The 15,667-nt window shown below is 69.5% G+C and carries 19 protein-coding genes; 9 read left to right on the forward strand and 10 right to left on the reverse strand.

Annotation, left to right across the window (positions count from 1 at the left end; all coding sequences use genetic code 11):
• Nucleotides 1-161: 161 nt before the first annotated feature.
• A complete protein-coding gene (locus CCK91_RS19020) occupies nucleotides 162-1,967 on the forward strand; it encodes a GAF domain-containing protein (protein WP_199862084.1) in 1,806 nt (601 codons plus the stop codon).
• Nucleotides 1,968-1,997: 30 nt separating this feature from the next.
• Here the strand turns inward: CCK91_RS19020 and solA are convergent, their stop codons facing one another.
• The 3 genes from solA to CCK91_RS19035 form a co-directional block, all read right to left on the reverse strand.
• Nucleotides 1,998-3,158: an N-methyl-L-tryptophan oxidase gene (gene solA / locus CCK91_RS19025; RefSeq protein WP_086475385.1), complete on the reverse strand. Its 1,161-nt coding sequence runs from the start codon at nucleotides 3,156-3,158 to the stop codon at nucleotides 1,998-2,000.
• Nucleotides 3,159-3,288: 130 nt separating this feature from the next.
• Nucleotides 3,289-4,992 carry an ABC1 kinase family protein gene (locus tag CCK91_RS19030; RefSeq protein WP_086475424.1) on the reverse strand — a complete coding sequence of 568 codons (1,704 nt, stop codon included), beginning with the start codon at nucleotides 4,990-4,992 and terminating at the stop codon, nucleotides 3,289-3,291.
• Nucleotides 4,993-5,053: 61 nt separating this feature from the next.
• A complete protein-coding gene (locus CCK91_RS19035) occupies nucleotides 5,054-5,545 on the reverse strand; it encodes a PadR family transcriptional regulator (RefSeq protein WP_085514431.1) in 492 nt (163 codons plus the stop codon).
• Nucleotides 5,546-5,744: 199 nt separating this feature from the next.
• Between CCK91_RS19035 and CCK91_RS19040 the strand changes: the two genes are divergently transcribed.
• A complete protein-coding gene (locus CCK91_RS19040) occupies nucleotides 5,745-6,617 on the forward strand; it encodes an oxidoreductase (RefSeq protein ID WP_086475386.1) in 873 nt (290 codons plus the stop codon).
• A gap of 21 nt (nucleotides 6,618-6,638) precedes the next feature.
• Here the strand turns inward: CCK91_RS19040 and CCK91_RS19045 are convergent, their stop codons facing one another.
• The gene (locus tag CCK91_RS19045; protein WP_056005205.1) at nucleotides 6,639-7,124 is read right to left on the reverse strand and encodes a glutathione peroxidase; all 486 of its coding nucleotides are present in this window, start codon (nucleotides 7,122-7,124) and stop codon (nucleotides 6,639-6,641) included.
• 185 nt (nucleotides 7,125-7,309) lie between these two features.
• Between CCK91_RS19045 and CCK91_RS19050 the strand changes: the two genes are divergently transcribed.
• From CCK91_RS19050 to CCK91_RS19060, 3 genes are read left to right on the forward strand one after another with little or no spacing between them, the layout of a single operon-like run.
• Nucleotides 7,310-7,936, forward strand: coding sequence for a dihydrofolate reductase family protein (locus tag CCK91_RS19050; protein ID WP_086475387.1), 627 nt, complete (start codon nucleotides 7,310-7,312; stop codon nucleotides 7,934-7,936).
• A complete protein-coding gene (locus CCK91_RS19055) occupies nucleotides 7,933-9,345 on the forward strand; it encodes a flavin monoamine oxidase family protein (RefSeq protein ID WP_086475388.1) in 1,413 nt (470 codons plus the stop codon). Before CCK91_RS19050 ends, CCK91_RS19055 begins: the two co-directional genes overlap by 4 nt.
• Nucleotides 9,346-9,389: 44 nt before the next feature.
• A complete protein-coding gene (locus tag CCK91_RS19060; protein WP_086475389.1) occupies nucleotides 9,390-9,716 on the forward strand; it encodes a YciI family protein in 327 nt (108 codons plus the stop codon).
• Between the two features lie 24 nt (nucleotides 9,717-9,740).
• Here the strand turns inward: CCK91_RS19060 and CCK91_RS19065 are convergent, their stop codons facing one another.
• Nucleotides 9,741-10,091: a hypothetical protein gene (locus tag CCK91_RS19065; RefSeq protein WP_086475390.1), complete on the reverse strand. Its 351-nt coding sequence runs from the start codon at nucleotides 10,089-10,091 to the stop codon at nucleotides 9,741-9,743.
• A gap of 45 nt (nucleotides 10,092-10,136) precedes the next feature.
• Between CCK91_RS19065 and CCK91_RS19070 the strand changes: the two genes are divergently transcribed.
• Nucleotides 10,137-10,637 carry a hypothetical protein gene (locus CCK91_RS19070; RefSeq protein WP_207568267.1) on the forward strand — a complete coding sequence of 167 codons (501 nt, stop codon included), beginning with the start codon at nucleotides 10,137-10,139 and terminating at the stop codon, nucleotides 10,635-10,637.
• Nucleotides 10,638-10,758: 121 nt separating this feature from the next.
• On the opposite strand, the gene CCK91_RS19075 is transcribed toward CCK91_RS19070, so the two are convergent.
• On the reverse strand, nucleotides 10,759-11,748 hold the full coding sequence (locus CCK91_RS19075; RefSeq protein ID WP_086475391.1) for a helix-turn-helix transcriptional regulator: 990 nt from the start codon (nucleotides 11,746-11,748) through the stop codon (nucleotides 10,759-10,761).
• A 96-nt stretch (nucleotides 11,749-11,844) separates the two neighbouring features.
• On the opposite strand from CCK91_RS19075, the gene CCK91_RS19080 reads away from it, so the two are divergent.
• Complete coding sequence (locus CCK91_RS19080) at nucleotides 11,845-12,243, forward strand: VOC family protein (RefSeq protein WP_086475392.1); 399 nt, start codon at nucleotides 11,845-11,847, stop codon at nucleotides 12,241-12,243.
• A 15-nt stretch (nucleotides 12,244-12,258) separates the two neighbouring features.
• Here the strand turns inward: CCK91_RS19080 and CCK91_RS19085 are convergent, their stop codons facing one another.
• Nucleotides 12,259-12,888, reverse strand: coding sequence for a TetR/AcrR family transcriptional regulator (locus CCK91_RS19085; RefSeq protein WP_086475393.1), 630 nt, complete (start codon nucleotides 12,886-12,888; stop codon nucleotides 12,259-12,261).
• Nucleotides 12,889-12,974: 86 nt separating this feature from the next.
• Here CCK91_RS19085 and CCK91_RS19090 point away from each other — a divergent pair, with 86 nt between their 5' ends.
• On the forward strand, nucleotides 12,975-13,937 hold the full coding sequence (locus CCK91_RS19090) for a zinc-dependent alcohol dehydrogenase family protein (protein WP_086475394.1): 963 nt from the start codon (nucleotides 12,975-12,977) through the stop codon (nucleotides 13,935-13,937).
• A gap of 34 nt (nucleotides 13,938-13,971) precedes the next feature.
• On the opposite strand, the gene CCK91_RS19095 is transcribed toward CCK91_RS19090, so the two are convergent.
• Nucleotides 13,972-14,337 carry a DoxX family protein gene (locus CCK91_RS19095; RefSeq protein ID WP_086475395.1) on the reverse strand — a complete coding sequence of 122 codons (366 nt, stop codon included), beginning with the start codon at nucleotides 14,335-14,337 and terminating at the stop codon, nucleotides 13,972-13,974.
• Between the two features lie 117 nt (nucleotides 14,338-14,454).
• Between CCK91_RS19095 and CCK91_RS19100 the strand changes: the two genes are divergently transcribed.
• On the forward strand, nucleotides 14,455-14,829 hold the full coding sequence (locus tag CCK91_RS19100) for a winged helix-turn-helix transcriptional regulator (protein ID WP_086475396.1): 375 nt from the start codon (nucleotides 14,455-14,457) through the stop codon (nucleotides 14,827-14,829).
• Nucleotides 14,830-14,960: 131 nt separating this feature from the next.
• Here CCK91_RS19100 and CCK91_RS19105 read toward each other — a convergent pair whose 3' ends face one another.
• Both CCK91_RS19105 and CCK91_RS19110 read right to left on the reverse strand, forming a co-directional pair.
• The gene (locus CCK91_RS19105) at nucleotides 14,961-15,401 is read right to left on the reverse strand and encodes a lasso peptide biosynthesis B2 protein (RefSeq protein WP_165767095.1); all 441 of its coding nucleotides are present in this window, start codon (nucleotides 15,399-15,401) and stop codon (nucleotides 14,961-14,963) included.
• Nucleotides 15,394-15,663 (reverse strand): PqqD family peptide modification chaperone, encoded by a 270-nt coding sequence (locus tag CCK91_RS19110; RefSeq protein WP_165767096.1) that lies wholly within the window; start codon nucleotides 15,661-15,663, stop codon nucleotides 15,394-15,396. The genes CCK91_RS19105 and CCK91_RS19110 overlap by 8 nt, the downstream gene beginning before the upstream one ends.
• Nucleotides 15,664-15,667: the final 4 nt, after the last annotated feature.

Raw genomic sequence — 15,667 nt, forward strand, 5'->3', positions numbered from 1 at the left:
TGCGGTCAAGACGACCCTAGGAGCGGTGATCGTCGACGACGATGGGCGGATGACTCAGCGGATCGGCGATCGTGTGGGTGGATCCCACACCCCGCTGGACCGGCCGTCGCTTTAGACTCCTGAGGGACCAGTCAGGAGACCCGATGCGAGAGCCTGCCGACGTGCGAACGGCCACCGACCTCGTCGACGCCGAACCCGTCCACGACACCGAGCGGGAGCTGATCCGGTTGCGACGCCGCGAGCACGAGCTCTCCGCCCTGTTCTCGAGCGCCCGCGAACTGGCCGAGCTTCGCGACAGCGACGCCGTGCTCGCCAGGCTCGTCCAGCGCGCCCACCAGATGATGGGCGTCGATCTGGCCTATCTGTCCGAGTTCGACCCGGTCACCCACGAGCTGCGGGTTCGCGAGACGAGTGGCTCCGTCAGTCCGTCGTTCCAGACGCTCCGGGTGCCTCCCGGGCGCGGACTCGCGAGCGTCGTCGTCGAATCGCGCACGGCCCAGTGGGTCGCGGACTACTCCGACTACTCGACCGACCGACACGAGCGCGGCATCGACGACGCGGTCGCAGCGGAGGGGCTCGTCTCACTGCTCGGCGTGCCGATGCTCACGAGCGACGACGTCCTCGGCGTCCTCTTCGTCGGCAACCGCGACCGGAAGGACTTCTCCCCCGACGAGGTCGCGCTCCTGGCGGCGCTCGCGGACCACGCCTCGGTCATCCTCCAGACGACGCAGACCCTCCGCGACCTGCAGGACTCCGAGGACGCCAGCCGACGGAACCTCGCGGACCTCACCGCCCACCTCGTCGAACGCGACCGGGCGAACACCGTCCACCAGGAACTCGTCCAGGCGGTCCTCGCCGGGGGCGGATTCGCACCCGTCGCGGAGACGCTCGCCACCGCACTCGGCCGTGCGGTCGCCGTCACCGACGCGCAGGACCGAGTGATCGCGGCAGCCGGTCTCCCGCTCGCCCCCGGCATGCTCGACCTCGACGACGTCACCCGCGCAGCCATCACCGACAGCCGTCGCTCGGGCCACTGCGTCCTGGTCGCGAGCGGCGGTGTCGGAGCGGTCGCCGCCCTGTCCGCCGGCAGCCGGCATTTCGGCGCCCTCATCCTCGGCGACGGCGACTTCGAGCTCGGCGCCGTGGACCTCCGCACCGTCGAACGCGCGGCGCAGGTCGCGGCACTTCTCGAACTCCAGCAGGAGGCGGCCTCGGGCGCCGACCACCGCGTCCGCAGCGAGCTCATCGCCGACCTCCTCGACGACGTGCCCGAACGCCGATCCGACGTCGAACGACGCGCCAGGCGCCTCGGCATCGACCTGCACGAACTCGACTCCCTGCTCCTCCTCGCCGTCCCGGGAGACCAACAGACCACCGCCGCCCGAGCGCTCAGCCGCCGACTCGACGACCATGCGCTCGTCGGCGAGTACCGCGGGTACGTCGTCGCCGCACACTCCTCCGGCCGTCGGCCGCTCGACGCCGACGCCGTCCGCCGACACGTCGCCGGCAGCATCCAGCAGCCCGTCGTCGCCGTCGTGCCCCGCACCGCCCCCGACGCCCTCACCTCCGCGTTCACCAGCGCGATGCGCACCGCCAGACTCATCGCCGCACTGGAACTCTCGGACCTCACCGCATCGACCGACGACTTCCTGCCCTACTCGGCGATCTTCGACACCGATGCGCGGGCGCTCGCCGACTTCCTGCGAGACACCATCGGACTCGTCCGGCGCTACGACGCCGAGCGGAACGCCGACCTGCTCGGGACGCTGCGTGCGTTCGTGCGGAACAACGCGAGCCCCACCCGCACGGCGCGCGCCCTGAACTTCCACACGAACACGATCCTGCAGCGCCTCGACCGGCTCGACCAGGTCCTCGGAGCCTCCTGGCGCGAGGACGAGCGCATGTTCCGGCTCGGCATCGCCGTCCGCCTCGACGAGCTCCGCGAGCAGTTGCAGGCCGGACGGTAACCGGCAGCCCTCGGACCGGCCCGCTCCGGATCAGCTCGCGGAGGTCGGCATCGGTGAGAGGCGGTCGGCGCTGCGGGCATGGGACGGGGCGAAGCTCGCGATGTGGTCGCTCGTCTCCCCGTCGAGCGCGAGCTCCGCGAGGATGCGTCCGAACGCGGGCGTGAACTTGAAGCCGTGACCGGCGGCGAGGGCGACGATGACGTCCGGGTGCTCCTCGAGCGGGCCGAGGACGAAGTTCCGGTCAGGGGTGAGCGCGTACTGGCAGGTCACCGTGCGGAGCTCGGGGCCCGACGCCGGCACGAGGTCCGCCATGAAGTCGGCCAGCTGCCCGGTGAGCTCCGGCGACGGGACGAAGGTGCGCTCCGCCGGCGACATGCGGTTCTCCGAGACGTCGCGGGCGGCCTTCACCGTCGGTTCCCCGAAGGTCGGGAAGCCGTAGTAGCACTCCTCGTCCTCCCAGATCCACACCGGGAACCGCTCGCGATCGAGCTGCTCGGCGTCGGCCGGGCGGAAGTAGGTGACCTGCTCCTGCATGACGTCGAGTGGGATCGCCGCACCGAGGGGTTCGAGCAGCTCGTTGGCCCAGGCATCGGCGGCCAGGACGACCTTGCCAGCACGCACCGGGCCGCTGGAGGTCTGCACCACGACCCCGTCGCCGTCGGGGGTCAGCGCGTCGACCCGGGTGCGGTCGCGGATGTCCGCCCCGAGTGCTCGAGCACGGAGCTGCAGCGTCGCGACGGTGCGCGCCGCGTGGGCGATGCCGGTGTCGGCGGTGTAGACCGTCTCCACGTTCTCGGGGATCCGGAACTGCGGCCACCGCGCCTGCACCTCGGCCGGCGTCAGCAGCTCGTGCGGGACCCCGCACTCCTCCAGGGCCGCGGTGAAGTCGGTGGCCGAGTAGGGCCCGTCGACGGGCAGGAAGATGACCCCACCGGTGATGGTGAGCAACCGCTCGCCAGACTCCTGCTCGAGGTCAGCCCAGTCGCGGTACGCCGACTGTGCGAGTCGCACGTACTGCGGTGCGCCGTACGACGTCCGGACGATCCGCGAGGTGTCGTGCGAGGCACCGCGGACGTGCCCGAGTTCGAACTGCTCGAAGGCGACGACCTTCGCGCCCCGACGGGCGAGGTGGTAGGCGGCGGCACTGCCGAGAGCTCCCATGCCGACAACCGCGACGTCGAACGATTCCATCCGGTGGTGCTCCCTCGTGCTTGCCCGATCGATTCAGGCAAGTGTGCTGGAGCGCCGGAGACCGACCTATGGACCGTTGATCCAGGTTTTCGCGTCAGGAGTGTGCCGTGGCGACGGCCCCTCGCCGGGGTCAGCGCCCGCGTCGCCCCGAGAACAGTGCATGGAGGAGCGGCACGACGGAGACCACCATGAAGACGGTGCCGAGCACGGCGTCGTCGGACCGGAGGACGGCTCCCGCGACGAGCAGCGCGGCGAACAGTACGGCCGAGACGACCCGGCCCGTCGTGCGGTCGAGCCGCGCGATCCGCTGTTCCAGTCTCGGGTTGGTGGTCGCGACCGTGCCGGCTTCGACCCGCGTGATGACCGCGTCGAGACGCTTCGGCAGGCGGACGGCGACCGTGGCGATGTCGAGTGCCTCGCGACCGAGATCCTGGACGACGTTGCCGCGTTCGTCACGGAGCAGCTGCGCGGCGTAGGGCTCGACGGAGTCCCAGAGGTTGAACTCGGGGTCGAGTGCGCTGCAGACACCGGAGGTGAGCGAGATCGCGCGGATGATGAGCAGGAAGTTCTCGGGCAGCTGGAACGGCAGCGTGCGGATGACCTCGCTGAACTGGTTGCCGAAGTCGCGGAACTCCTTCGGATCGACGTCGCGCAGTTCCGCAAACCCCATGCCGCCGAAGCGTCCGAACAGCGCGGTCATGGCCCGCTCGAGCTCGGTCGTGTCGGCCGAGGGCAGGAGGACGCCGAGGTCTCGGATCGCGTCGACGAGGCCCTTGCCGTCGCGGGAGGCTGCGGCGATGAGGAGCTTCCGGAGGCCACGCCTCGTGGTCGGCGGGACCTCGCCCATCATCCCGAAGTCGATGAAGGTCAGCTTCCAGGGTCGCTCGCCCGGGGCGGCGTCGACCGGCGTCACGAAGATGTTGCCGGGATGCGGGTCGGCGTGGAAGAACCCGTTGGTGAAGAGCTGGTCGAACATGACGGCGGCGAACACGGGCGCCACGTCGACCGGGTCGATGCCGGCGGCGCGCAGGGCGTCCGCGTCGGTGATCTTGATCGCGGTGACGTCTTCGAGCGTCAGGACGCGCTGGGTCGTGCGCTCCCACACCACCGCGGGTACGGAGACGCGGTCGTCGCCGGCGAAGTCGGCGGCGAACCGCTCGGAGCTCGCAGCCTCATGGAGGTAGTCGATCTCCTCGAGGCTCGTCGCGGCGAACTCCTCGACGAGTGCGGGCATGTCGACGCGGTCGGAGACGAGCCGGACGCGGCGCAACCAGCCGCCCACCTTGCGCAGGGCGGCGAGGTCGACGGTGACGATCTCGTCGATACCCAGCCGCTGGACCTTGAGCACGACGGCGTCGAGCCCGGTGTCTGCGGCGAGCGCCGGGGCGAGCAGGGCGCGGTGTGCCTGGCCGAGCGAGGCCGCTGCGACGGGGCGTTCGTCGATGCCGGCGAAGACCTGCGAGAGCGGCACACGGAGTTCCGACTCGGCGAGCGCGCGGATGCGAGGGAAGGCGACGGGCGGGACTTCGTCCTGGAGGCCTTCGAGCTCCTTCGTGATCTCCGGTGGGAGCACGTCGAGGCGCGACGACATGAACTGGCCGACCTTGATCATGAGGCCGCCGAGGTCGACGGCGAGCACGTGGAAGCGTCGTGCGAACTTCTGCATGCGGCGCGTGCGGGTCCGCTCCGTCAGTTTGATGAGTCCGAACCGGGGCAGGACGATCTCGAACCACCAGGCGGCGGCCAGGTGCCAGCTCGCGAAGCGGAGGATGCGACGGTACCGGGCGCGCCCGTGAGCGGGCGGACCGGCAGGAACGCCGGCCCGCCCGCTCATGGGGAGCTCGCCGAAACGGGACGCCGAGTCGCTGGGCGTCCCGCCGGTCGACGACACTCGGTCAGTCCTGGGCGAGGATCGCGTAGAGGCGCTTGCGAGCGTCGTCGAGGATGGTGACGGCCTGCTGGACCTGCTCGGGCGTGCCGGTGCGGCCGACCTGGGCTGCGGCCTGAGCCAGCTCGACGCCGGCCTTCGGCAGAGCGGTGAAGCCGGGGTGCTCGGACGACTCGGCGTTCTGCCACGGAGCGGATGCCCCGGACTCGGCGACCTCGTCGCGACCAGCCTCGGTCAGTGCGTACGTCTTGCGTCCGCCCGACTCCTCGGCCGTGATGATGCCCTCGTCGGACAGGAGCTGCAGCGTCGGGTAGACCGAGCCTGCGCTGGGCTTCCAGGAGCCGCCGCTGCGCTCTTCGATCTCGCGGATGATCTGGTAGCCGTGCATCGGCTGCTCGGCCAGGAGGGCCAGCACGGCTGAGCGGACGTCGCCGCGGCCGACGCGCGAGCCGGCGCTCTTCTCGAACTTCGAACGCAGCTGCTCCATCATCTGCCACATGCCGTCGGTCCCGAAGCCGGCTCCGTTGCCGAAGCCTCCGCCGTTACCGAACCCTGCGCCACCGAATCCTGCGCCACCGCTTGGGAATCCACCCATGATTGCTCTCCTTCGTCGTACGTGAACGATGCTCAACGATATATCGGTGAAGCTGTGAACGATATGTGTAATCGGAAGATCGTGATGGCGTAACGTCGCCCTCATGAGCCCCTGGACCGCAGCAGACATCCCCGATCAGCACGGCCGCGTTGCGATCGTGACCGGCGCGAACAGCGGGATCGGCGCGGTCACGGCCCGCGAGCTCGCCGCCCACGGTGCCGCCGTGATCCTCGCCTGCCGCGACACGGAGAAGGGCGCGCGGGCTGCGGCGGCGATGACCGGCGACGTCGAGGTGCGGCAGCTGGACCTCGCCGACCTGGCGTCCGTCCGTCGATTCGCCGACGGCGTCGAGCGGGTCGACGTGCTGGTGAACAACGCCGGCGTCATGGCGGTTCCCGAACGACGCACGGCCGACGGCTTCGAGATGCAGATCGGCACGAACTTCCTCGGGCCCTTCGCCCTCACCGGCCTCCTGATCGACCGCATCACCACGCGGGTCGTGACGCTGTCGAGCGCTGCGCATCGTGCCGGCAAGATCGACTTGGTCGATCTCAACTGGCGCAACCGCAAGTATCGGCGCTGGTCGGCCTACGGCCAGTCGAAGCTCGCCGACCTCATGTTCTCGGCCGAGCTGCAGCGACGCCTCACGGCGGAGGGTTCCTCGGTGCTGTCCGTGGCCGCACACCCCGGCTTCGCGTCGACCGAACTCCAGTCCCACACCGAGTCCGCGCAGGGTCCGCTCCTCGCCTGGGGAACCCGGCTTCTCGGCCAGAGCGCGGAGATGGGTGCGCTTCCGACGCTGTACGCGGCGACCTCGCCTGACGTCGAGCCCGGCGGCTACTACGGTCCGAGCGGCTTCGGCGAGATGCGCGGCGGCCCGAAGCCCGTCGGCCGGACCTCGGCGGCCCGCGACGAGCACGTCGCCGCCGAACTCTGGACGACGGCCGAGGCGCTCACCGGAGTCACCTACCGGTGAGCGCGCTCGACCGTCCCGGCGTCACGCGGGAAGGCTCTCCTCGATCGCGGCGATGACCTCGGGGGCGTCCGGCTCGGTCGTCGGACGGAAGCGGTGCACGGTGCCGTCGGGCGCGATGAGGAACTTCTCGAAGTTCCACTTGACGTTGCCGGCCTTGCCGTTGGCGTCGGCGGTCTTCACGAGCTCCTGGTAGAGCGGGTGCCGGTTGCGGCCGTTGACCTTCACCTTGTCCATCATCGGGAACGTGACGCCCCAGGTGGCCGAGCAGTACTCGGCGATCTTCTCGTTGTCGCCGAGCTCCTGCAGGAACTGGTTGCTCGGGAACCCGATCACCGTGAAACCGCGGTCGGCGTACTCCTTCTGGAGTGCCTCGAGCTTCTCGTACTGCGGCGCGAGGCCGCAGCGGCTCGCGACGTTGACCACGAGTTTGGCCTTCCCGTCCCACTCCGCGAGGGTCGTGTCCCGGCCGTCAAGGGTGGTGACGGGGATGGTGTCCAGATCGGTCATGGTGTGATGCCTCTCATCTGTCGAACGACGTCCTGCCCGTGCACTGGTGTGCGCAAGCGGATCCACTCCGAACGCTACTCGCCCAGGACACGGCCGATGCCCTTTCGTCAGTGCGTTCCCAGCCGACAGCCGTTGACACCGTCTGCCCGCCGGTGGATCGTGAGTGCAGCAGATCGGAGCAGGACATGGGACGCATCCACATCGACCTCTTCATGACCCTCGACGGCGTCGCTCAGGCGCCCGGCGGGCCGGAGGAGGACCCCAGTGACGGGTTCGCGTTCGGCGGCTGGCAGGCACCGCTCATCGACGAGGTCGATGGGGAGCAGATCGACGCCGGCATGGTGGGCATGGACGCCCTCCTGCTCGGGCGCCGGACCTACGACATCTTCGCCGGATACTGGCCGCACCAGGAGGGTGGCCAGGACGACGGCATCGCCCGGCTCTTCAACCGACTGCCGAAGTACGTCGCGTCACGCGAGCCGCGGGAGCTGGGGTGGGCGAACTCGACGCAACTCGGACCGGACCTCCCCCAGGCTGTTCGAGCGCTGCGCGAGCGTCACTCGCAGATCCACGTCATCGGCAGCCTCGACCTCGTGCAGACCCTGCTCGCTGAGGCACTCTTCGATCAGCTGAACCTCTGGGTGTACCCGATCACGCTCGGCACCGGGAAGCGCGTCTTCGCCACCGGCACCGTGCCGTCCTCGCTGCGCCTGCTCGGCCCAGCGACCACGTCCCCCGCAGGGACGGTCCACCTCAGGTACGAACGCATCGACGGCACACCGACCACCGGCGACATGGGCGACCCGCGATGAGCGCGTCGGACGAGGCGTCGACGCAGTCGCCCGAAGCCGACACCCGCTTCGACACGGTCGTCGTCGGTGCCGGCGTCGCCGGGCTCGTCGCCGCACGACTCCTCGCGGCCGCCGGACGAACGGTGGTCGTCGTCGAGGCCCGTGACCGGGTCGGCGGGCGAGTGTCGACCGAGCGTCGCGACGGTCGGGTGACCGATCTCGGCGCATCGTGGGTGCACGGGGTGAATGACAGTGCGGTCGCCGCGGCAGCCGACGCGTTCGGGATGCGGACGGTCGAGTTCACCGTCGGCGGTTATCAGCCGGACAGCCGACCGATCGCGTACTACGGTCCCGACGGCGAGCGCCTGTCGGACGCCGAGGCTCGCGGCTTCGCCGAGGACGTCCACGCCCTCGACGCGACGCTGCTCGGTGTCGTCGCCGAGTCCGCGCCGGACGCGTCCTACCGCGACGTGACCGAGGCGGCGCTCGCGCTGCAGGACTGGGACGCCGAGCGGGTGCAGCGGGTCCGCGAGTACCTGGAGCATCGTTCGGAGGAACAGTACGGCGCATGGATCGAGGACCTCGCGGCCCACGGGCTCGACGACGACGCGATCGACGGTGACGAGGTCGTGTTCCCCGACGGATACGACGTGCTCCCCCGGCGACTGGCCGAGGGGCTCGACGTGCGCCTGGAGCACGTGGTGAAGGGCGTCCGGTGGTCCGCGGACGGCGTCGAGGTCACCGCGCAGGGACCGATGGGCGAGGTGGTGCTGCATGCGGGCTCGGTGGTGGTGACGGTGCCGGTCGGGGTGCTGCAGTCGGAGGAGTTCACGATCGATCCCCCGCTGCCGGAGCCGGTCGCCGGCGCACTCTCGCGATTGCGGATGAACGCGTTCGAGAAGGTCTTCCTCCGGTTCGAGCGGCGATTCTGGGACGAGGACGTCTACGCGATTCGTCAACAGGGGCAGGAGAGCCGTCGCTGGCACTCCTGGTACGACCTCACGACGGCGCACGGATCGCCGACGCTGCTCACCTTCGCCGCCGGCCCGACGGCCGTGGAGATCCGGGACTGGGACGAGTCGCGCGTCGTGGAGTCGAACCTGGAGCAGCTGCGGCGCTTGTTCGGCGACCGCGTCGAGGAGCCGACGGAGGTGCACGTCACTCGCTGGCAGGACGACCCGTTCTCCCGCGGGTCCTACGCCTACATGACCGTCGGCTCGACGACCGACGACGATGACGCCCTCGCGATCCCGGTCGGCGGCGTCCTGCATCTCGCGGGCGAGGCGACGTGGACCGACGACCCCGCGACGGTGACGGCGGCATTCCACTCCGGCCATCGGGCGGCGGAGCGCGTCCTCGGTCAGTCGATCCCCATCGAGACCCTCTGGCGCGACGAGAGCGCAGTACCGGTCGTCAACCCGGTCCGATAGCGACCACGAGTGCGCTCGCGCGAGCGTCGAAGGAGAGGAAACGTATGCGATTCATGATGTTCGTCCTCACGGACCCCGTGCCCGACGAACCAAGCGACGACTCCGACGTCGACCAGTGGGTCCAGGAGCTGGACACGACCGGGCGGCGACTCCTCGGCGACGTGCTCGACCCGAGCGAGGCGCGCGGCGTCCGTGTCCGCGCCGGCGAGCGCCTCGTCACCAATGGCCCGATCCCGGGAGCGACCGACACCCTCTGGGGCTTCGACATCCTCGAGTGCGCCGACCTCGACGAGGCGATCTACATCGCCGCCCGCCACCCGATGGCCCGCAACGGCCGCCTGGAGCTGCGCCCGTTCCCTGCAACGAGCTGAACGGCACGCTGTCGAGACCGGGGGTCAGTACTCGCTCATCTCGTAGAACGGCAGATCGTTGCAGCCTGCCTCCAGTGCGTCCATCCGCCGCTCCGTGGGTGTATCGAGTAGTCGCTCCACCGGCGAGTTCGAAGCCCCTGCGGCGATCGCATCACACGTGGCGACGGCACGGAAGTGGGCCGGGTAGATGAAGATCGCCAAGACGATCGCAGCAAGGCTGAAAAGCAACAGCCCTGGAGCGATGCCCCGTTCCTTCCGCTTGAGTTGGAATCCGACCCCGGCGATGATCGCTGCGATCGGCGCGAAGAGGGCACCTGCAATGACGACACCCCCGAGCAAGCCGACAAGAGCGAGCCATACCTCTGGATTCCGCATTCGAACCTCCATTGGTTCCGATGCAGCTGATGCTCCTACCGCGCCATGGCATCGACAACCCCCAAGGCGGGGGGCAGCTGGCGAGCTGAGCGGTCCTCACGCCGACCAGGATCCTCGGCATCGGTCGAAGCATCGCCACCGACCTCGCCCGGGCTGGCGCCGCGGTCCTCCAGCCCGTGCGCTCGACCACGAGGGGCGAACACGTCGTCGAGCCGCTGGGGTGTCTCCAGCAACCTGTCGCACCCCGGCGTCTCCCCCACCAACCTGTTGGCCGCCCAGCCGGGCATGGGCCGACAGCGCGACACCGGAGCCCGTCGTGTAGTCCGCCTGCTCTCACGCCTCGGCGTCGCAGGCACGGTGTCGAGTGCCGCTCAGCCCGCGCTCATGGCCGCGACGGCACCGACCGCGCGAGGCGACGAGTTCTACGGCCCGGTCAGGACCATCGGTGGCCGACCCGCGCTCCTCCCGACCCTGTGGCCGCCGATGCGGAACCTGGACGACGCCCGTCGACTCTGGGACGAATCCGAGCGGCTCATCGGACGGTGACGCGGCGGCTGGGCGCTGGTCGGACGGCCGCCGCTCCGAGCACGCCCGCCGGAACCTGTGGCGGTCACCGCCACCCCGGGCGACCGGCGGCGTGCTTCGACGTGATTCGCATGGTCGCGCCCTACGGGAGCGGAGGCGTCCCATCCGCGCCGCCAGCGATGCGGAGCATCCGCGTCGCTGTCGCGTGGAGGAGTGCTCTGAGGTCTTCAGGCTCGTCGACGATCACCGCATGATCCCCCAGCCCGGCGATCACCGCTGGAAGCCAGTCGAGGCGTTTGGCTCGGATCGAGACCCGATGCCAGGTGGGTGCGTCCTCGATCGGCTCCACGACGGCCACGCTCTCCGGGAAGTGGGCCCGGATCTGCGGGACGCTCGCCTGGATGCGCAACCGGACGTGCCATCGGTAGTCCGCCCCCGCGAAGCGATCGACGAGTGGAGGGCGCTCCGCTCGAACAATCGGGCCCGAGACGACGCCGGGCAACGTCCGCGCCGATCGGATGCGGTCGACCCGGAAGGTGCGCTCCTCCGCTCGCTCGACGTCGAACGCGTCCAGGTACCAACGACCGGCATGGACGAGCAGGTCGAACGGATGCACCGTGCGACGCGAGGGCGTGTCCTCCGCGTCGCGGTAGCGCAATTCCACGGGGCGTCTCGCTCGGATCGCGTCCGACACGGTGAGCAGGACTCCCGCGTCGGGCACGTCGTGGCGCGTCGGTCTCCGTGCTGCGGCCTGCAGGACCGCCTCGAGGCGGTCCACGGATGCGGCCGGGAGGGATCGTCGGATCTTCGCGAGGGCGATCTGCGCTGCGACGTCCGGGGAGTCCAAGGACGATTGAGCCTCACTCAAGCCGAGGAAGACGGCGACCGCTTCCTCGTCAGTGAGCATGATCGGCGACACCCGTCGGCCGACGGCGAGGCGGTACCCGCCGTAGCGGCCGCGCACCGACTCGATCGGGACATCCATGTCCACGAGACGCTGCACGGAGCGGCGCACGGTCCGTTCATCAACGCCCAACCGTTCGGCGAGCTCTGGCACGCTGCGGATCTCCGACGACTGCAGCAACTCGAACAGCTGCAGCGCTCGAGCAGTCGGCGAGCTGGCATGTCCCATCTCATGAGAATACCGGGCGAAATATGTCCGGTATTCGCTCTATCGTCGTCACCGCCGCCGCACCCGCGGGGAGCCCCACCCGTCAAGGAGACACGCATGCAACTCGCAGCCACCCGGATCATCACCGACGACGTCGACACCCTGGTCGCGTTCTACGAACGGGTCACCGGTGCGACCGTGGCACGCTTGCACCCATTGTTCGCCGAGGTGCGCACCGACACCGGCACGCTCGCCATCGCCAGTTCAGCGACCATCCCACTGCTGGGCGAGAACGCCGCCGCGCCGCGAGCCAACCGATCCGTCATCCTCGATCTGCTCGTCGATGACGTCGACGCGGTCTACACGAGGCTGCAGGGCGTCGTGGAGACGTTCGTGAACGAGCCGACGAACATGCCGTGGGGCAACCGGTCGCTGCTGTTCCGCGACCCCGACGGCAACCTCGTGAACGTCTTCACCCCGATCACCACCGACGCCGGTGAACGCGTCGCATCGTGAACCTGCACCGGCCGGCTACGCCGGGATGACGCTCGACATGAGTCGCGGTGCTGGCGGGAGCGCTTCGTGCCGGTCTGACGCACGCAGTCCGTCGATCACGAGCGCGGCGTAGCGTCGTGCAGCTCGGACGCGCTCCGTCTCCGTCGTCCGTGAGAGTCCGCGAGCCGCGAGCAGGACCACGAGGAAGTCGTCGAGGACGAAGTCCGCGCGCAGCGCGCCGGCGGCGATGGCGCGACGAGCGACGGCGGTGATCGCGCGCACGCCCTGTTCGCGCTGGGTCCGGAAGTCGACGGCATCGGGGTAGGCGGCGAGGAACGCGTCCGTGAACCCCTGGTTCCGAGCGTTGAGGACCAGGACCTCCTCGATGATGCCGCGGAAGCCGCGCCAGGGGTCGACGTCTGCGAGGGCGTCGACCACGATCGAGCGGCAGGCGTCGAGCTCGTTCACGAAGGCGGCTCTGACCAGATCGGCTTTGGTCGGGAACCGTCGGTAGAGGGTGGCCGGCCCGACACCGGCTCGGCGGGCGATCTCTCGCATCGTCACGTGGAGACCGTCGGTCCCGAACAGTTCGCGGGCTGCCGCGAGGACGCGGTCACGGTTCTCCTGGGCGTCGGAACGCAGGTTCTGAGGCAGTGTTGCGGACATATGTCTCACATTACTCAAGTGGACGGGTGCGTCCGTTACGTTTCGGGAGGCGGGTCAGATCCCCCGCCGCGAAACGGAGTGCAGCCATGCGCGCAGTGATCATCCGGACCTTCGGCGACCCGAGTGGGATGGAGGTGACGGACCTGCCCGTCCCCACGCCCGGGGTCGGTGAGGTTCTGGTTCGAACGGAGGCCGCAGGCGTCGGCGGGGTCGACGTCGTGATCCGCCGGGGCGGGATCGCCGAAGCCGCCCGGGACTCGGGGATGATCCCGGGGAGTGAGGCCGCCGGCGTCATCACCGCGACCGGGCCCGACGTCGACCCCGCGTGGGTCGGTCGACGGGTCTGGGCGTTCACGGGGACCTCGGGCGCGTACGCCGAGTACGCGATCGCGCGAGCAGACGAGATCGTCGAGCTGCCCTCCGACCTGACTTCCGTCCAGGCGGTGACGCTGGGCAGCGCGTTCCCGGTCGCGCACTTCGCGCTCGAACGCGCTCGCCCGATCAAGGGCGAATCCGTCCTCGTGCGCGGGGCCGCCGGGAGTATCGGCCTGGCCGGCGTCGAGCTGGCCGCTCGCGCCGGCGCCGGCGTCATCGCCGTCACCACCTCATCCTCCGAACGCGGGGAACGTCTGCGGGCGTTCGGTGCAACCCACGTGCTCGACCGCTCCGGCACAGGCGATGCGGACGCCCCGGCGGAGTTCGACGTCATCCTCGACATCGTCGGCGGTCCCGATCTCCCCCGGTTCATCGAGCGGCTCTCGCCGAACGGCCGCCTGATCGCCGTGGGCGTGGTGGGCGGGTTCCCGCCCGCCGACTTCGGCCAGGCGCTGCTGGCCGGCTTCCGCCGATCGATCACCTTCGGAACCCTGAGCCTCGACACCGTGCCGCGCGAGGAACTCGCGCGGGTGCGAGCCGAAGTGTTCGATGACGCCGTCCGAGGAGCGCTGTCGCCTGTGGTCCACGACACCCTGCCGCTGAGCGACGCAGCCGAGGCGCACCGTCTCATGGACGCCGGGGACGTGTTCGGGCGCATCGTGCTCGTCCCCTGAGTCGGATGACGAGGCAGGCACCGATCCGCCACCGCTACAGCCAGATCGTCGCCAGCCAGATCTCGACGGCGGCGAGCACCAGCAGGGCGACGTTCAGCCCGAGGACCCGGATCTCGCCGCGACGCAGGTGCAGCGTGATGCCGCCGATCTGCACCAGGACCAGCCCGACCGCCGCAGCGACGGTCAACCAGGTGAGGACGCCCACGAGCGGCGGCAGGATCAGACCGACCACGCCCAGCACCTCGAGCAGCCCGATCACTCGAACCGTCGAGAGCGGCATGCCGTCGACCCACGCCATCATCGGGCGGAGCTGCTCTGCAGAGCGGACGAGCTTCATGCCGCCCGAGTACAGGTACAGGACCGCGAGCAGTCCGGCGACGATCCAATAGGCGATGACCATGTGCAACCTCCGAGTGCGTGTGCGTTGATGGTTACGATGGGTAACCGACGCAAGTGTGGACCGGATCGGACCGGCGTACAAAAGGCACACGCGTGTGACCGAGCCGCGAGGGGTGCCGTGTTCCGCTACCAGAGGCTGTGTTCCGTCCGGGGCGACCAGGGCAAGGCCATCCGCTCACTCCTCGACCGCATCGCCGACAAGTGGGCGCTCCTCCTCATCGCGACGCTCCACGACGGCCCGTTCCGGTTCACCGAGCTCGAGCAGCGTATCCCGGGCATCTCCCGACGCATGCTCACCCTCACTCTCAGGAACCTGGAACGCGACGGCCTCGTCACCCGCACCACCTTCGCCGAAGTGCCGCCACGGGTCGAGTACGAGCTGACTGACCTCGCGCAGTCGCTCATCCCCCATGCGGTGGCACTCGCCGAGTGGGCCGGCGAGCACGTCCCCGTGATCGAAGCGAGTCGAACGGCATACGACGAGCGGTTCTGATCACTGGGCCGCGCGGCGAGACGATGAACAGTCCCGGAAACCAGATCGTCTCCGGGACTGTTCTGTCGGGCGACATGAGGGGCATCAGTGGCTCCCACCCCTTCGAGGTTCTCGGAGTGCTTTCGCGACAGTCACATTCGATCGTCAGGGGCTGTTCGTGGCATGACGCTGACCATGGGCACGAAGTACTTGTTCAGCGAGGCCGGCTCCCGGACGGGTTCACCATCGACACAGACCCAGGCGTGTGCTCGGAATGGGTCGATGGCAGCTCCGGCGTGCCACTCTGGCCATCGTCCGAGCGTCCAGCAGAACACGGCTGTCGCCGTCGCTCGATCGAGGCAGTAGCGGCCGGCACATCGTCGGCTGACGGCGACGACGGCGTCGAGGCCGCGCTCGACGAGCGTCAGATCCGCAGCGTCACTGCCGTGCGCCATTCGGCTCAGCATCTGCTGCAGACGAGCTGGTTGCAGCCTGACTAGCACGAATACGAGGGGCAGCACGAGTCGAGCGCGAACACGGTCGATGAACGAAGTCCGGTGACGAGGCTCGAGCGGGACGACGATGTCAGACACGTACGAGTACCCCCTCGTCGGCGAGGCCTTCGAGCATCTGGCTGAGATCCTGAGAAAGCCGTCCCTCGTCGATGCCTGGGTAGCGCTCGATCATGTGATCGAGAATGGCGGTCCAGGGTTCACCGGCGACGAGTCGCTGAAGGACACGGGTGCCGGTGGTGTTGACCTGGCGGTATTGCCCCGAACTCCGGCTGAGCAGCACTCCCCCGTCGCTCACTTCCTTGAAGACGACATCGCTGGCCAATCGGTAGGTGTGAGGCATCGTA

Origin of the sequence: Plantibacter elymi (nom. nud.) (assembly GCF_900177795.1) — a bacterium.
Classification (GTDB): Bacteria; Actinomycetota; Actinomycetes; order Actinomycetales; family Microbacteriaceae; genus Plantibacter; species Plantibacter elymi.